This window comes from Piscibacillus salipiscarius (genome assembly GCF_042685285.1).
GTDB lineage: Bacteria > Bacillota > Bacilli > Bacillales > Alkalibacillaceae > Piscibacillus > Piscibacillus salipiscarius.
The window spans coordinates 14,139-28,921 of sequence record NZ_JBHUMZ010000023.1; the positions used below are offsets into that span (position 1 = coordinate 14,139).

Genomic DNA, 14,783 nt, shown 5'->3' on the forward strand with positions numbered 1-14,783 from the left:
GTGAAATCTTATTTACGGTAATTTTTGCTACTTTTTTGGTTATTTTTTGGCATTTGGTTTAGTCATTTCTTTTGGTACGACTAATTTGTCAAATTCTTCACCAGATAGAATGCCAGTCTCTTCAGCTGCTTCACGTAAAGTAAGGTTATTTTCATGAGCATATTTAGCAATTTTGGCTGCATTTTCATATCCAATGTGAGGATTTAATGCTGTAACTAGCATTAATGAATCATTTAAGTATTGTTCAATTTTACCCTCATCTGGCTCTAAGCCAACTAAACAACGATCTGTGAAGGATTCCATACTGTCGCCTAACAGCTGGCAGGATTGTAGGAAGTTATAAGCAATCATTGGTTTAAATACATTCAATTCAAAGTTACCTTGACTTGCCGCAAACCCAATTGCTGCATCATTTCCCATGACGTGTGCAGCAGCCATTGTAATGGCTTCACTTTGTGTTGGATTAACTTTTCCTGGCATGATTGAGCTTCCTGGTTCATTGGCTGGAATTGTAATTTCACCAATTCCACAACGAGGACCACTTGCTAACCAGCGAACGTCATTGGCTATTTTCATTAGATCAGCCGCTAATCCTTTTATAGCTCCATGTGTATGAACTAATTCATCATGGCTTGTCAAAGCATGGAATTTGTTTTCAGCTGAAACAAATGCACCGTTCGTCTCTTTATTAATTTTTTTAGCGACAACTTCTGCAAAATCAGGATGTGCATTAATCCCTGTACCTACTGCAGTTCCGCCTAATGCAATTTCACGCACATACTTAAGTGAATCCTTAATCATGGATTCAGTTTTAACTAGCATACGATGCCACCCGCTAATTTCTTGACCCAATGTTAGTGGTGTTGCATCTTGTAAATGTGTTCGACCGATTTTAACAATCTCACTGTAAGCCTCCGATTTTTCTTTTAGCGTTTGTTTCATTTTTGCAAGTGATGGCAATAAATGTTCCTCAACTTTTTTCACTGATGCAATATGTAAAGCCGTTGGGAACGTGTCGTTAGAGCTTTGGGATTTGTTCACGTCATCATTAGGATGTAAACGTGTTTCTTTACCTTGCTCTTCTAACCACTTGTTACCTACAAATGCAATAACTTCATTCACGTTCATATTAGACTGAGTTCCACTTCCTGTTTGCCATACAACTAATGGGAAGTGTTCATGTAACTCACCTGCTAAAACTTGATCTGCTGCATGCGCAATAGCATCTGCCTTATCGGATTCTAAAAGACCTAACTCTTCATTGGCACGAGCAGCACTTTTCTTAAGGATTGCAAACCCTTCAACAATTTCTTTTGGCATCTCTTCGTTACCAATTGGGAAGTTCTGTTTACTACGCTGCGTCTGTGCACCCCAATATTTATCACTAGGAACTTTAACTTCACCTAGCGTATCTCTTTCAATACGAAAATCCATGTAATAATCCTCCTTCTAAGCTTGTATATCATCCAATATTATAATATCAAAAAACGCTCGCGAAAACGAATAAGTCTACAGAAACAAATAAAAAATGCAGCCTATAGACTGCATTTTAATTCACATATCCAAAATATTCTTCAACTGTTAAACCAGATTCGTAAATTTTTGTTGCTAATTCTTTGCCAAAATATCTAAGGTGCCATGGTTCGTAATTATAACCTGTAATATCACTTTTACCTTCAGGATAACGAATCACAAATCCATATTTGTGAGCATTCTCAGCTACCCATTGACCGGGTTCCGTATCCCCTAATGCTTCTTCTAGCCCTAAGAATCCACCAGCTTCTAATGGAATTGTAATATCCATAGCCAAGCCTGTATTATGTTCACTATGACCCGGTGCAGCTGAATATTGATCTGTCCATTCTTGTCCCTTAGTTGCAATATTGTTGTTATAGATCGAAGCCTGCCTTTCAACTGAACGATAACCTGATTGAGCTACTAATGTGTAACCTGAGTTTTCAGCGGCTTGGAATAACTCTTCTAGTGCTTGAGCAGCTTCTTCTCTCATATTTCTTTTTTGATGACCTTCAGGGGCTCTAAATGGCACATTAGGCTCAATTAAATTTTTGGGTTCATATCCTTCAGGTAATCTTCTTTCTTTATTTACTACTACATCGATTGCATGTGGATTATGAACAATGACTTTACCATCTTCAGTCACTTTCTCTTTTTCTTTAATTTCAATTTGTTCTTTTGACTTCATTCCACTTTCAACACCTTTAGAAGTAGATGCTTCGTATGTTTCTTCTTGTCCATCTTGCATACAACCAGTCATTATTAATAAAACACTAATTCCAATGATTATTTTTCTCATATTATCCCCTTATCTCTCTAGTTGTCTCTTTATATATATTAACACGAAGATTACGTAAGCAAAATGCCATTTCTATAAAAACAAAAAAAGCTACCTCCTTATGAGGCAGCTTCTTGCTCATATTATAAATACTTTGCATATTTTTTACTCAACTCATCGAAAGCGCGTTGATCTCCTTGATCAATGGCTGTATTAATTTGCTCTTCTAGAGCATTCTTGTTCCACATAAAAACTAACTCATCTAAAACTAATCGTGCTGCTAATTTGATTTCATATGGAACTTCTCTTTTCGCTTTTATCGCTACCCGTTTTGGAAATTGATATTTAATGAGCACATAAGAGGTCACTTGTTTTTTCATCTTTTCTCCCCCTTACTCCCTTTTTTCTATTATAATAAAAATTACCGAAAAATTGCAACAATATTCAGAAAATATGCGGAATTTTTTGTGTTTGGGCTTGTGAGATTAGTATGATTCATACACTTGCCTATTTTTGATTATAATTGAGTAAAAAAAATCCCTGACCATTCTGTCAGGGAAAGCCTCTGTTGGGAGAGAGGTGTATATATGAACCTCGCCAAATATAGCGAAGAGTTCAACGAGTTTAATTAGTTATTAGGGCCTTTTCCATTTCCTTTTCCTTTGCCCTTACCTTTTCCTTTGTTTCCTTTTTCAGATGCTTTACTTTTTGCTTCTTTGGCTTTTTCTTTACCAAAGTTTGACTTACCTTTTGATTTTTGATCAGAAGATTTTACTTCATAATTCTCTTCACGATCTTCCTCAACTTTAACTTCATCAACTTCTTCTTCTACTACCTCATCTTCTTCAGTTGGTTCTTCTACTTCTTCAGGTTCTTCAGTAGGTTCTTCTGTTGATGAGTCTTCTTCTGTTTGCTCTTCATCAGATGTACCTTCTTCAGGTGTTTCCTCTGAATCTTCTTGAGCAAATTCATCTGTAATACCATTTAAACGCTCATATAGAGCGGACAATTCTTCTTCACCATATTTAGCTTGTAAACGATCAAGTGATCTTTCAATATTACGTTTTAAAGAAGCTTGAGCATTAGGGTTTTTAACTTTTTCCATAGCTAAAGCTAATGAAATAACGTTTTGACCTACTACTTCATTTTCCTCTTCTTCAGTTTCTTCTTCATCTTCATCATCTTCTTCAACTACGTCTTCTTCTTCAGAAGTTTCATCTTCACTAGCTTCATCTTCGTTCTCTTGTTCTTCTTCATTAGTTTCTTCATTTTCTTCTTCAGAAGACTCTTCTTCATCTGATTCTGCATTTTCTAGTATGTAAAGAGCTTCTTCTAGAAGAATGTTAGCATCTTCTTCAAGACCTTGTTGATAAAGCAATTCTGCTTCTTCAATTTGTTGTAAAGACCAGTCTAGAATAAGGCCAACTCGTTCAGTATCTTCCTCTTCTAAAGCTAGAGAAAGTTGGTCTGTTACTTTTCCATAATAACTAAATAACTTCTCTTCCAAAGTAGTTTCTTCTTTTACAACTACTTTAGTTTCGTCAGAATCTTTTGTAGATTCGTGATTGTCTGCCGAAATACTCATCGGTGCAAGGACCATTGATGCAGTTAATGTTGCTGCAGACACTGAATGGATTAATTTACGACGCTTCATTGAATCACCTCATCTTTTTGTATTCACTCATACCTTACGAATTACGGATCATGATTTTTGGGGGTTTTTATATTTTTTTGTTAAAAAATTTCGTAAGTTATTAAATTAAGTTAGTAATAACAATGAATTTAGCGTCTAAAATAAAAGACTGAGGTAACCTCACCTCAGCCTTAAATGTTAACTTGAAATTTTATTTGTAATGTCGTAAGTTCGTTTTGCTTGATGTTCTACCGCTTTTTGAATGTCATCTTGAATATTACCTTCGCCATCAACAGTTGCACTTGTACCGTAAGGGTTCCCACCAGATGCAAAAATCACATCATCTGTATAACCAGGACCTGCAATAATTACACCCCAATGGAACATAGACACATAAAAACTCGTTAATGTTTGTTCTTGACCACCGTGTGGATTTTGTGCCGTTGTCATGGCACTACAAACTTTATTAACTAACTTACCTTGTGCCCAAAGACCACCACATTGGTCCATGAAAAGTTTAACTTGTGAAGGAACATTACCAAAACGAGTTGGGATGCTAAAAATAAATCCATCCGCCCACTCTAAATCCTCCGGCGTTGCTTCTGGAACATCCTTTGTTGCTTCATAATGTTTTTGCCAAGCAGGATTTTGGGAAATTGCACTTTCTGGTGCTGTTTCCGGTATTTTTAATAATTTTACCTCAGCTCCAGAATCCTTTAACGCTGCTTCAGCCCATTGTGCCATCTGATAATTTGCACCTGTAGAACTATAATACAATATTGCCATTTTTGGCATATCATCACTCCTATTTCTTTAAACTTCAGTTAGAAGTTTTCCCAAATCGAATGAAAATATAATAAAGCCAGCTCGACCGTTTACCCACCCAATGAGCTGATCTAAGATGCTGGCATGCTCCGTATTTCTGAGTGAAGTGTTCGCATACGAGTATTTTCAAGCAGACTGTCTGTATTTTCGGAGAAACTGTTCGCATCCAGAAGAAAACTGTTCGTATTTTCAAGTGGACTGTCCGTGTTTTCGGGTGAAATGTTCGCACCTGAGTGAAAACTGTTCATATTCGGATGAGAACTGTCCGCGTTCACTTCAAAACACTGGGCCGTCAAAAGAAAATAAAAAACATGATAACCCCGGTTAATTGAACGGAGTCGTTGGGTGAATAGCGCTTTGCCTATATAAAAAAGCGCCGATGAACTCGGCGCTTAAAATTATAATGATGCTTGCATGAGCTCTTGTTGTAGCTCTTTTAGATTTTTCCAGCCAAATGCGGTTTCTTCATAGGTTCCTGAACCGATTGTGGTATTCTCTGCTTCCACTTTCCTTGCACCGTAGCGTACATAAAAGCGGCCAAAAGGATTTGCTGTTAAGATCCAAACTAATAGCGATTGATAACCATCTTCTACACACTTTTTAACAAAATGTTTTAACAACTCATGCCCAACCTTTTGACCTTGAGCTTTCTCTAAAACATAGATGTCGTAAATTTCAGCATCAAATTCAAATTGCTCAGCTCGTTGTTTACCGCCTGAAATAAATCCTAATAACTGACCATCTTGTTCCGCTACATAAACATATTGTTGTACTTTTTGAGATGACAAAGTGGTCTCCCACATTATTTTCCTCGTATCGTAAGTCATGACTTGCTCTAAATCTTCATCTGCAATGATTGGACCATATGTTAACTTCCATGTTTCATCATGGATTTTAGCAATCTGTTCCGCATCACTTAGTCTTGCTTCTCTTACGGTTAACATGGTATCCCTACTTTCTCTACATCGTTAATAAAAAGACTGTTAGAATAGCTCCTATCACAGCAAATATAACATTTACATTAAATGATGCAATCATCGCTGCAATGACTCCACCTGCTACACCAACTAGCGGGCGGTCTTCAATCACATTCATAACTCCTGGGAAAATTAGAGCACCTAATGCTGCGAAGGGAATGGCATTTAACCACCTATTCACCCAAGGCTTAAATGTTGTGTCACCCATAAAGAAAGCTGGAATAAATCGCGGTACGGCTGTTACTATAGCCATTCCAATAATGGTCATCATAATCATGAGGTCTCATCCTCCTTTAGCAAAAACACACCTAAGAAACTTCCAATTACGGTAGCTAGTACAATCGACCATCCACTTGAAATTTCTAGAACCATCGTGAATAAATAATTTAAGATCATACTAAATACAGCAATGATGCCTATTCGCCATTCTTTTTTTATAGATGGAACTAATAGCCCAATAAACATTGCATATAAAGCTATACCCATACTAGTACTCAGAGCCCTAGGTAGGACGTCGCCTAATAAGGCACCGGCCAAACTTCCGAATACCCAGCCACAATAGGCAACGACAATTAGACTTGTATAAAAATATGGACCGTACATTTTATTCGCTTCTTCTTTATGTAATGATGAAACAGCAAATGTTTCATCCGTTATCCCTAAAGATAAAGGAAATCGCCACTTTAGAGGGAACTCTTTTGTTGTATTCATAAATGACATGCTCATAATAAAATGCCTAAAGTTTAACACGAAAGTTGCAATAACTATTTCAATAAACATTGTTCCTGCCGCAAACATTCCTGCAGCCATTAGTTGCGCAGCTCCTGCAAATACAAGCACACTCATCATAGTTGTTTCAAAAGTTGTTAATCCGGATTCCTTGGCTAAAACACCATAGGCAATCGCAATAGGTAAATAACCTAAAAAAATCGGAAAACCAGCTAACATTCCATTCTTAATGACTGCATGTTTAGTTATTTGATTGGTTGAATGGACTTGCTCCAATGTCTCCCCTTCTTTCTTAATTATCTTAGAATAGATGGATGAAGAATCTTAAATATCTTTTCTAATCCTTCTATTAATCTTGGTGATGGTCGACAGTATAAATACTCTTCTAAAACGTGAATTCGATTGTTCTGTATGGCTTTAATTTGATATGAACCTGGCCGGTTTCGTACTAAATCAGGATTCATCTTCTTCTCTTGAACACCGACCCAAACCATACAGATCTCATCTGGATCCCGTTTAATCACATCTTCCCAATCCGTTTGAACGCTTGCTTGATTGATATCACCAAAGACATTAACTGCACCGGCTAATTCACTAATATAGCTTAACCAATTTAGTTTGCCTGGTGTAAATATGGGCTTTGGCCACCATTCCCAGTAAACTCGTTTCGGCTCACTAATTTGTTTTGATAGTTCTTTATAATGGGTTAATTGACGATAGTACCAATCATAAACTTCTTGAGCCTTATCCAATTGTCCTGCATATTTCCCTACTGTTAAAAGATCGTCTGCAATTTCATCTAATGAATTTGGATTAAGTATAATATATTCTAAACCCGCTTCATCTAATTTTTCAATATTCTTCTCCATTCCAGGAACACTTAAAGACGCTAATATTAAGTCAGGATCAAGCTCCTTAACCCGCTCTACATCAATGTTTAAGTCACGTCCTAACTTAGGAATGTTTTCTACCTCTTTCGGCCAATCTGAATCATCATCGACACCTACCACATGTTCCATTAACTCTAAATAAGCTAAAATTTCTGTATTACTGGGGCAAAGAGATACAATTCTCATCTTAAAAACTCCTTTATAGTAGAGTTTGAATAATGACGTATAAAACTACAATTATTATAACAACTAACCAAGCTGGTCTTTTCCAAAAATGGAGTAAACTAAACCCTACTAAAGCAACTGCGAAGTCAACGCCATCAGAGATCGCACTTGTGAAAATAGAATCATAAAATGCAGCTATTAGAATCCCAACAACTGAGGCATTAACACCAATTAAAGCTGATCTGACAGCCTTGAATTGACTAACAGATTTCCAAAACGGCAAAATTCCAATTAACAATAAGAATGATGGCAAAAAGATTCCTATTGTAGCAACTAGCGCACCCATTAATCCAGAAGAAGCTTGACCTAGAAAACTTGAAAACGTAAATAATGGTCCAGGAACAGCCTGTGCTGCTCCATATCCTGCTAGAAACATCTCTTCTGATAAGAAACCATTTGGCACCAACTCACGTTCTAATAATGGTAAAACAACGTGACCACCACCAAATACTAACGAACCTACACGGTAAAAAATATCAAACAGCTGTATATAAATATTATTGGCTGCTTGACTAATGAAAGGAAGTGCAATTAATAATAGAAAAAATACCGATAGACTAACGACACCTATTTTTTTAGGCAAGTCTATATTAAGACTAGTATGAGTATCTAGTTCCTTATTTTTAAATAAAACATACCCTGCAAATGCGGCTAAGCCAATTATAATTAATTGCATGGAAGCCAGTGGAAAAAGTAACAACAGCGATGCCGCCACAATAGCAAAAGCAATTCTAGGTAAATCGGGAGTTAACTTTTTCCCCATATTAACAATGGCATGGGCAACGACTGCGACTGCTACTACTTTTAGCGCAGCAATAAAAACCGAATCCATTAAATCAGCTTGGACCACATACATCGCAAACAAAATTAAAGCGATGACAGAAGGAATAGTGAAGCCAATCCAGGCTAATATCCCACCTAGAATGCCTCCTCGAACCATACCAATCGAAATCCCTACCTGAGAACTCGCTGGGCCAGGTAAAAATTGACATAAGGCAATTAAATCAGCATACGTTTTATCATCCAACCATTTTCTTCTCTTAATATACTCTTCTTGAAAATAAGCTAAATGCGCGACAGGTCCTCCAAACGATGTTAACCCTAATCTCGTAGCGACCAGTAAAATTTCTAAGTAATGTTTAAATGAGTACAATCATGACACCCCTAACTAACATAAATATAAGGAACCACTTATATAAGTGACCCCTTATATTTTAGCATATTACATACTAAATTGGTTGACCTGATTATTTAATTTTTTAGCTAGATTATTTAGTTCACTTGCAGAGCGTGATACCTCTTCCATTGAACTATTAGCTTCTTCTACTATTGCTGCTGTTTCTTCCACTCCTGCAGCTGATTCTTCCGAGATGGACGCAATCTCTTCAACAGCTTGATTCATTTGAACACTATCACCCAAGACATCTCGTAAGCTTGATGAAATCTCTTGCACTTTACTAGTCACTTGGTTGATGGACTGGTTAATGTTTTCAAAAGTTTGCCTAGTATGTTCCATTTGCGCTGTACCTTGTTCAACTTCTTCATAGCCAGACTCTAACTGCACTGTCACATTAGAAGATTCTTCTTGAATGTTATGTACAATTTTAGTTATATCTCCTACTGAATTAGCCACTTGTTCCGCTAATTTTCTTACTTCATCAGCTACAACGGCAAATCCTTTACCATGCTCTCCTGCACGCGCAGCTTCAATTGCCGCATTTAAAGCAAGTAAATTCGTTTGCTCTGCAATTGATTGGATTACTTCAACTAATTTAGATATTTCTTGTGACTGCTCGTCTAAGCCTTTTACTTTTTGAACAGCCCCCTCTACAATATGGTGAATTTGCTTCATTTGATGAGTAGTTGCAACCATTTGTTTTCGACCTTCTTCGGTTAAGGACAATACCGAATCAGATTGCTCAGCTACGTTCTCACCATTTTGATAGGACTGTTGAACCTTTTGTAAGAAAGACTCCATCATTTCATTAATACTTGAAGCACTTTGTGCCTGACTTTCCGCACCAGAAGATAATTCTTGCATGGTTGATGCGATTTGCTCACTGCCTTCTTGGACTTCATTTGAAGCCTGAGTCAACTGTTGACTTTGTGCTGATACGGATTCTGAAGCCTCAGATACATTCGAAATCATTTGTATTAAATTAGATTTCATACTGTTTAAAGATTGAGATAGCTGACCAATTTCATCTTTTCCGCGATAGTCAAGATCGTGAATGTTTAAATGACCTTTCGATATTTCATCTGCCATTTCAACCGCCCTATTAATATTCTTACGTACAGGACGACTGATTAAGAATAAAAGTATGCTAGCTAAAATAATAACCACAATCAACCCAATCACTAAAGCTGATAAAACAGATGCAAAAGCTGTTTTTGTATTTTGGTACGCTCTGTTATAATCAGACACAACTGTTTCCCTTAAATTACTCGAAACCTCCTGTGTCTCAGTTCTTAATGCCGCAAATTGTGAACGGGCAGAAGTAGCTTCTCCTTCTTCTCTTGCTGAAACAGCTGGAACTACTTCGTCATAGAAAATAGAGTCCATTTCTTCATTGTTTGCTTCAATTTGACTCATTAATTCAAGTTGAGAAGAATCAAGCCTAGGTTTAACTTGACTTACTAATTCACTATAGCGATTCATTAAAGCATTGTAATCTTCTCGATATGAGTTAGATTTGTATTCAACATAATCGACAACCGTTAAATCCTTCTCAAGTAAAATGGCATTAATTTCATCAATTAGAATAGCACGCTCACTTCTTCGATCTTGCGCATCTAATTGACCATCAGCAGTCTGTAAACTCATATACACAACACCAGAAGCTATTAAAAATAATAGAATTGTTATAACTGATACAAGTCCGTATTTCTTAGCAATTCCAATGTTGCGCCAGAAAGGTGATTTATTCTGTTCCCTTTCAACTTCAGAATGCTTTCGTTTGGTACGTTTATTTTTTTGTCTAAAAAAACTTCTCACTCTCTCCCCCACCTTTTTCCAATAACTCATAGATAAAAAGTATCACTAAATCGGGTAATTCGCAATACGAATAATTTAAATTTTGACACAATTTTAATTATTGCTCATATTTTAGGGTCAGATATTGTCGAGTTTTTAGAACCTTTGTCTAATCTATTAACATTCATAGAAAAGTCGTTTATGATAATCCTTGTGTGTTTGAGAAAAATAATAAAAAGGAAGGACGACTTAAGATGGAGAATGTTGAATTACCTAATACTAAGAAACTAGAGGTCAGGATTAAAGCGTTGAAACAATACATGATCTCTACAGCTTACGAAAAAGGCTTTAATCATCCGCATACGGTTAAAATCAGTCAGGAATTAGATACCGTATTAAATAAATATCAAACAGCGAAATCAAAACTCTGTTCATAATATAGATAAAATAAGCGTCTGACCCAAAAAAGACAGGTCTTTTAAAAATAAGACCTGTCTTTCTTACATTTTAATAATTTATATCATTCCTTATATTAATTCTTATAAAGAACCATTACTTCTTATAGACCTCTTCCAATAACGAAATAATTTTCTCATTTTGTTCAATCAATTCATCATTCTGCTTTCTGAACTTCGTCATATCAAATAAANTGTCCCTTAAAATTTATTAAAAAAGTATCACCGAACACTTGTTCTGTTGATAGAAATTGTGTATACTTCTATTAGAACGTAAAAAAAGGGAGACGATTTTAATGTTAAAATCTTGGGAAGCTGCATATATCGCAGGCATGATTGATAGTGAAGGGACCATCTCATTAAAGAATACTAAGGCTGACAATGGAAGTGCTCCTGTCATTACCATTTCTTCTCTCGACTTAAACATGCTCGTATTTATTCAATCGATACTACCTGGTAGTTTATACAGCAACAAACAGACAATAAACGGTAAAGAGATTTATAGATATACAATAGAAATAAAACAAAGAGAAAATGTCTACCATGCATTACAACAAATTCAACCATTTTTAAGAGTAACATATAAAAAACAACAAATAACTCAAGTCTTGAAAAAACTTAGATCAAGCAGATTATTTCAACCTAGCCGTAAGCCTAATCACTTATATGTATTAGAACAGGCTTAATAAAAAATACGAACCTAGTTAGGTACTAGGTTCGTAATTAATTAATCACTAGTTGCAATTTGTAATTAGCAAATTCATTCAAAGCCACTAAAAACTGATCCAACTCATCATAAGAATTGAACTTACTCTCTAATAAATAACAGCCATCACCGCTAATTTTGTAATGACTAATAATATGCTCTTCTCTTGCTTTTATAAAAGTCAAATATGGCTTGTGATTTAGGTCTTGAGTTATTACCGTAATAAAAGCATGAATGTCATATCCCAGCTTTACATCATCTGTTTCTATCGTATAACTTTTAACTACACCTTGCTCCTCAAGTTTAGTCACTCTTTCAGAGGTAGCCTGACCAGTTAAATGAACCCTTTCCCCTAGTTCTTTCATTGTGATACGACTGTTCTTCCTTAACTCATTTATAATTTTTAAGTCAGTTCGATCCAACTTTAATCAAACCTTTCATTATTCAAGTAAAGCCGTCTATATCCTTGATTCTATCTATGTAAGTTAAAGCTTCTCATAGTATAAACTATACATATACAAATGAAAAGGAGTTGAGATTATGAACATCCAACAAATAAGAAATGCCACCTTAGTAATAAAATATGCAGATAAGCAGTTTTTAATTGATCCGTTTTTAGCTAAAAAAGGGACATATCCTCCGTTTCCAAATTCAAAAAGACAAGACCAAAAAAACCCTTTAGTTGATCTTCCTATTTCAGTTGAAGAAGTAGTAGCGGATATAGATGCTGTCATAGTAACTCATCTTCACTTAGATCACTGGGATGATGAAGCAAAGAAAATATTACCCAAAAACATTAAAATTTATACTCAAAATGAAGATGATCAAGCCGAAATTCAAAAAGCTGGTTTTAGTAACGTAGAAGTACTTACTAATAACACAAAGTTTCAAGGTGTCGACTTAATCAAAACAAAAGGCGAACATGGTAGAGGAGAAATTTTAAAAATTGCAGGGGAAGTTTGTGGTGTTGTATTTAAACACCCGTCGGAGAAAACATTATATATAGCAGGGGACACAGTTTGGTACGAAGGAGTTCAAAAGGAACTTAGAACTCATTTACCTGAAATTATTATTGTCAATGCTGGAGACAATCAGTTCTTAGAAGGTGGCTCACTAGTGATGAGCAAAGACGATGTTTACAAAGTTCATCATGCTGCTCCAAATGCAACCATTATAGCTAGCCATATGGAAGCAGTTAACCATTGGACTTTATCAAGAGATGAATTAAAAAACTTTGTTGAGGAACAAGGGTTTGCTTCAAAGGTTCTAGTGCCTGAAGATGGAGAATCGTATTCCTTTTAATACTCTTACATGTAACTCGAACTATGATGCATTAGTTCGGGTTACACCTAAGAGGTTTTATATAGACTCTACGACAGAGTAGCTTTTCTAAACCCAACTTTAAATTCATTAACGTCTGAACATCAGTATAATATTTGCTTATATAATTTAACGTCAGCTTGTTAGTATTATTCGTCACATCAAGATTAACATATATACCTGAAAATGAATCGCTTAGTTGCTTGCGTAATAAATGTTTTACATTATAAAAATCTCTTATTACTTCTCCCTTAAAAACAACAGAAACATTCTCTTTTTCATGAACAGTTTCATTATAATAATGATCTAAAAATTGTACATCCGTGTATTCTTCTAACACTTTTGAAACATCTTGTTTTAAAACTTCTTCCCACATAGATCTGCCTAAAGAATAATAATTTAATCCTTGTTCTGGTTTATAATGTAGCCTCGCATCAATTTGTGCGATCTCAAGTTTTTCGGAAACTGATAAATTCAATAAATTTATGTATTCTGTTTGACGTAAAACGGCATATCCTTCATTCAGTAATGTAGTTTTTTTAATTGAGTTAAAGTAAAAGGCCTCATCATAAATCATTCGTAATAATTTTGTTTGCCAGTCACATAAATTTTGGTCTTGCATTAAAAAATAATTGATTGGGGCAACAAAGTTGGAATTTAGATCACTACATGTAGTTGCAAGCTGCCTAAATACATTTATAAATAAGCCAAAGCCTTCATGCTCCATATAAGGTATTAAATTTTCCTGTGTCATTTTAGGAATTCTTAATGCTTTTAGCCATGTATTATTTTTATTGAATTCCACATGTCCTAAACAGTGCGTTAAACAATATATATTTTCTAATTTATTATTTCGTTGATTTAAATAAATCGTAGGGATTTGGTCAATTTCAAAAACCTCAAGGACTCGGTTATGAGTTGCATTAGTAGAGATGTACCGTCTGCGATATCCAGCTTCATGAATGTATAATATTTCTTCATTAGAAACTGTTTGAATATCATAGTTCATGGTAACCACCTCACTTTAATAAATGTGTATGCAAATGAGGAAACAAAAAAACACCCAGGTAAGCAATTAACTTACCTGAGTGTTATAAACCTTATCTTTCCAAGTTAGGGAACATTCGATCAATCATAGAGTTAAATTCTTCAAAGAAACCTTCAACTGGATCACCATTACGTACATCATCGACGTAATTATTAACCATGTCAAAGAATTTAGGGTTAGCAGAAACATAAACGTTCTCAATATCGTTATTAGATTCTTTTACCTTATTCGCAACTTCTTCTTTAATTCTGTCGCTAACCTCGTTTTCAGTGTTGTTACCTTTTAGAGTAACTGCAACATATGCATTATTGTCACCTGCTAATACATATGCATCATCAATGTCATCAATACTTTTTGTGATATTGTCAGCCGCTTTATTAGCCACTTCATAGTTGTTTTGTCCATTTTGGTTATTTGGACTTTGATCTCGGTCTTCCTCTAAGTCAATCATGTCTAAACGATTTGTGCGTTCTTGCATATTATCATTATTGTTATTGCGATACAACTCGCGGTATTGTTGCTGATTACCTTCTCCGTCATCATTTACATCAATCATATCGACATTGTCGCCGTTATTGTCCATTCCATCATTTAAACCTTCATCTAGACCTTGACAAGCACCTAAAATAGTAAGCATACCTGCTAAAGTCATCCATAATAAAATACGCACTACTGACGCCTCCTTTCTTCATGTATTTAACCTTAGTA

The 14,783-nt window shown here is 35.5% G+C and carries 17 protein-coding genes; 3 read left to right on the forward strand and 14 right to left on the reverse strand.

Going from position 1 to position 14,783, the window contains the following annotated elements:
- Positions 1-39 precede the first annotated feature (39 nt).
- The 11 genes from fumC to ACFSW4_RS10500 all read right to left on the reverse strand — a co-directional run bounded on the left by fumC (position 40) and on the right by ACFSW4_RS10500 (position 10,567).
- Complete coding sequence (gene fumC / locus ACFSW4_RS10450; RefSeq protein WP_054754961.1) at positions 40-1,434, reverse strand: class II fumarate hydratase; 1,395 nt, start codon at positions 1,432-1,434, stop codon at positions 40-42.
- 115 nt (positions 1,435-1,549) lie between these two features.
- Entirely contained in the window at positions 1,550-2,314 is a 765-nt protein-coding gene (locus ACFSW4_RS10455; protein ID WP_377329137.1) for a M15 family metallopeptidase, read from the reverse strand.
- A gap of 122 nt (positions 2,315-2,436) precedes the next feature.
- Positions 2,437-2,673: an IDEAL domain-containing protein gene (locus ACFSW4_RS10460; protein WP_377329139.1), complete on the reverse strand. Its 237-nt coding sequence runs from the start codon at positions 2,671-2,673 to the stop codon at positions 2,437-2,439.
- Positions 2,674-2,921: 248 nt separating this feature from the next.
- On the reverse strand, positions 2,922-3,947 hold the full coding sequence (locus tag ACFSW4_RS10465) for a hypothetical protein (protein ID WP_054754964.1): 1,026 nt from the start codon (positions 3,945-3,947) through the stop codon (positions 2,922-2,924).
- 177 nt (positions 3,948-4,124) lie between these two features.
- Positions 4,125-4,721 carry an NAD(P)H:quinone oxidoreductase gene (wrbA, locus tag ACFSW4_RS10470; protein ID WP_377329141.1) on the reverse strand — a complete coding sequence of 199 codons (597 nt, stop codon included), beginning with the start codon at positions 4,719-4,721 and terminating at the stop codon, positions 4,125-4,127.
- A gap of 428 nt (positions 4,722-5,149) precedes the next feature.
- Entirely contained in the window at positions 5,150-5,695 is a 546-nt protein-coding gene (locus ACFSW4_RS10475; protein ID WP_054754965.1) for a GNAT family N-acetyltransferase, read from the reverse strand.
- Positions 5,696-5,711: 16 nt separating this feature from the next.
- Entirely contained in the window at positions 5,712-6,005 is a 294-nt protein-coding gene (locus ACFSW4_RS10480) for an AzlD domain-containing protein (protein ID WP_054754966.1), read from the reverse strand.
- Positions 6,002-6,733 carry an AzlC family ABC transporter permease gene (locus ACFSW4_RS10485; protein ID WP_377329143.1) on the reverse strand — a complete coding sequence of 244 codons (732 nt, stop codon included), beginning with the start codon at positions 6,731-6,733 and terminating at the stop codon, positions 6,002-6,004. The genes ACFSW4_RS10480 and ACFSW4_RS10485 overlap by 4 nt, the downstream gene beginning before the upstream one ends.
- A 20-nt stretch (positions 6,734-6,753) precedes the next feature.
- On the reverse strand, positions 6,754-7,533 hold the full coding sequence (locus ACFSW4_RS10490; RefSeq protein ID WP_054754967.1) for a cobalamin-binding protein: 780 nt from the start codon (positions 7,531-7,533) through the stop codon (positions 6,754-6,756).
- A 13-nt stretch (positions 7,534-7,546) separates the two neighbouring features.
- Positions 7,547-8,725: a chromate efflux transporter gene (gene chrA / locus ACFSW4_RS10495; protein WP_377329145.1), complete on the reverse strand. Its 1,179-nt coding sequence runs from the start codon at positions 8,723-8,725 to the stop codon at positions 7,547-7,549.
- A gap of 69 nt (positions 8,726-8,794) precedes the next feature.
- Positions 8,795-10,567, reverse strand: coding sequence for a methyl-accepting chemotaxis protein (locus ACFSW4_RS10500; protein ID WP_377329147.1), 1,773 nt, complete (start codon positions 10,565-10,567; stop codon positions 8,795-8,797).
- A 233-nt stretch (positions 10,568-10,800) separates the two neighbouring features.
- Here ACFSW4_RS10500 and ACFSW4_RS10505 point away from each other — a divergent pair, with 233 nt between their 5' ends.
- Together ACFSW4_RS10505 and ACFSW4_RS10510 are read left to right on the forward strand one after the other, a co-directional pair.
- On the forward strand, positions 10,801-10,983 hold the full coding sequence (locus ACFSW4_RS10505; RefSeq protein ID WP_054754970.1) for an aspartyl-phosphate phosphatase Spo0E family protein: 183 nt from the start codon (positions 10,801-10,803) through the stop codon (positions 10,981-10,983).
- A gap of 314 nt (positions 10,984-11,297) precedes the next feature.
- The gene (locus ACFSW4_RS10510) at positions 11,298-11,687 is read left to right on the forward strand and encodes an LAGLIDADG family homing endonuclease (protein ID WP_377329149.1); all 390 of its coding nucleotides are present in this window, start codon (positions 11,298-11,300) and stop codon (positions 11,685-11,687) included.
- A 37-nt stretch (positions 11,688-11,724) separates the two neighbouring features.
- Here ACFSW4_RS10510 and ACFSW4_RS10515 read toward each other — a convergent pair whose 3' ends face one another.
- Positions 11,725-12,129, reverse strand: coding sequence for an Lrp/AsnC family transcriptional regulator (locus ACFSW4_RS10515; protein WP_377329151.1), 405 nt, complete (start codon positions 12,127-12,129; stop codon positions 11,725-11,727).
- A 118-nt stretch (positions 12,130-12,247) separates the two neighbouring features.
- Here ACFSW4_RS10515 and ACFSW4_RS10520 point away from each other — a divergent pair, with 118 nt between their 5' ends.
- Positions 12,248-13,009 (forward strand): MBL fold metallo-hydrolase, encoded by a 762-nt coding sequence (locus ACFSW4_RS10520; protein WP_377329153.1) that lies wholly within the window; start codon positions 12,248-12,250, stop codon positions 13,007-13,009.
- A gap of 31 nt (positions 13,010-13,040) precedes the next feature.
- On the opposite strand, the gene ACFSW4_RS10525 is transcribed toward ACFSW4_RS10520, so the two are convergent.
- Both ACFSW4_RS10525 and ACFSW4_RS10530 read right to left on the reverse strand, forming a co-directional pair.
- Positions 13,041-14,036 (reverse strand): SpoVR family protein, encoded by a 996-nt coding sequence (locus ACFSW4_RS10525; protein WP_377329155.1) that lies wholly within the window; start codon positions 14,034-14,036, stop codon positions 13,041-13,043.
- Between the two features lie 91 nt (positions 14,037-14,127).
- The gene (locus ACFSW4_RS10530) at positions 14,128-14,745 is read right to left on the reverse strand and encodes a YhcN/YlaJ family sporulation lipoprotein (protein ID WP_377329157.1); all 618 of its coding nucleotides are present in this window, start codon (positions 14,743-14,745) and stop codon (positions 14,128-14,130) included.
- Between the last annotated feature and the right edge of the window lie 38 nt (positions 14,746-14,783).

Excerpts from the sequence above, each read along its gene's own strand:
- ACFSW4_RS10510 (WP_377329149.1), top strand. The coding sequence starts at position 11,298 with ATGTTAAAATCTTGGGAAGCTGCATATATCGCAGGCATGATTGATAGT.
- ACFSW4_RS10475 (WP_054754965.1), bottom strand. The coding sequence starts at position 5,695 with ATGTTAACCGTAAGAGAAGCAAGACTAAGTGATGCGGAACAGATTGCT.
- ACFSW4_RS10505 (WP_054754970.1), top strand. The coding sequence starts at position 10,801 with ATGGAGAATGTTGAATTACCTAATACTAAGAAACTAGAGGTCAGGATT.
- wrbA (WP_377329141.1), bottom strand. The coding sequence starts at position 4,721 with ATGCCAAAAATGGCAATATTGTATTATAGTTCTACAGGTGCAAATTAT.
- ACFSW4_RS10460 (WP_377329139.1), bottom strand. The coding sequence starts at position 2,673 with ATGAAAAAACAAGTGACCTCTTATGTGCTCATTAAATATCAATTTCCA.
- fumC (WP_054754961.1), bottom strand. The coding sequence starts at position 1,434 with ATGGATTTTCGTATTGAAAGAGATACGCTAGGTGAAGTTAAAGTTCCT.
- ACFSW4_RS10490 (WP_054754967.1), bottom strand. The coding sequence starts at position 7,533 with ATGAGAATTGTATCTCTTTGCCCCAGTAATACAGAAATTTTAGCTTAT.
- ACFSW4_RS10480 (WP_054754966.1), bottom strand. The coding sequence starts at position 6,005 with ATGATTATGATGACCATTATTGGAATGGCTATAGTAACAGCCGTACCG.
- ACFSW4_RS10455 (WP_377329137.1), bottom strand. The coding sequence starts at position 2,314 with ATGAGAAAAATAATCATTGGAATTAGTGTTTTATTAATAATGACTGGT.
- ACFSW4_RS10520 (WP_377329153.1), top strand. The coding sequence starts at position 12,248 with ATGAACATCCAACAAATAAGAAATGCCACCTTAGTAATAAAATATGCA.
- ACFSW4_RS10465 (WP_054754964.1), bottom strand. The coding sequence starts at position 3,947 with ATGAAGCGTCGTAAATTAATCCATTCAGTGTCTGCAGCAACATTAACT.
- ACFSW4_RS10525 (WP_377329155.1), bottom strand. The coding sequence starts at position 14,036 with ATGAACTATGATATTCAAACAGTTTCTAATGAAGAAATATTATACATT.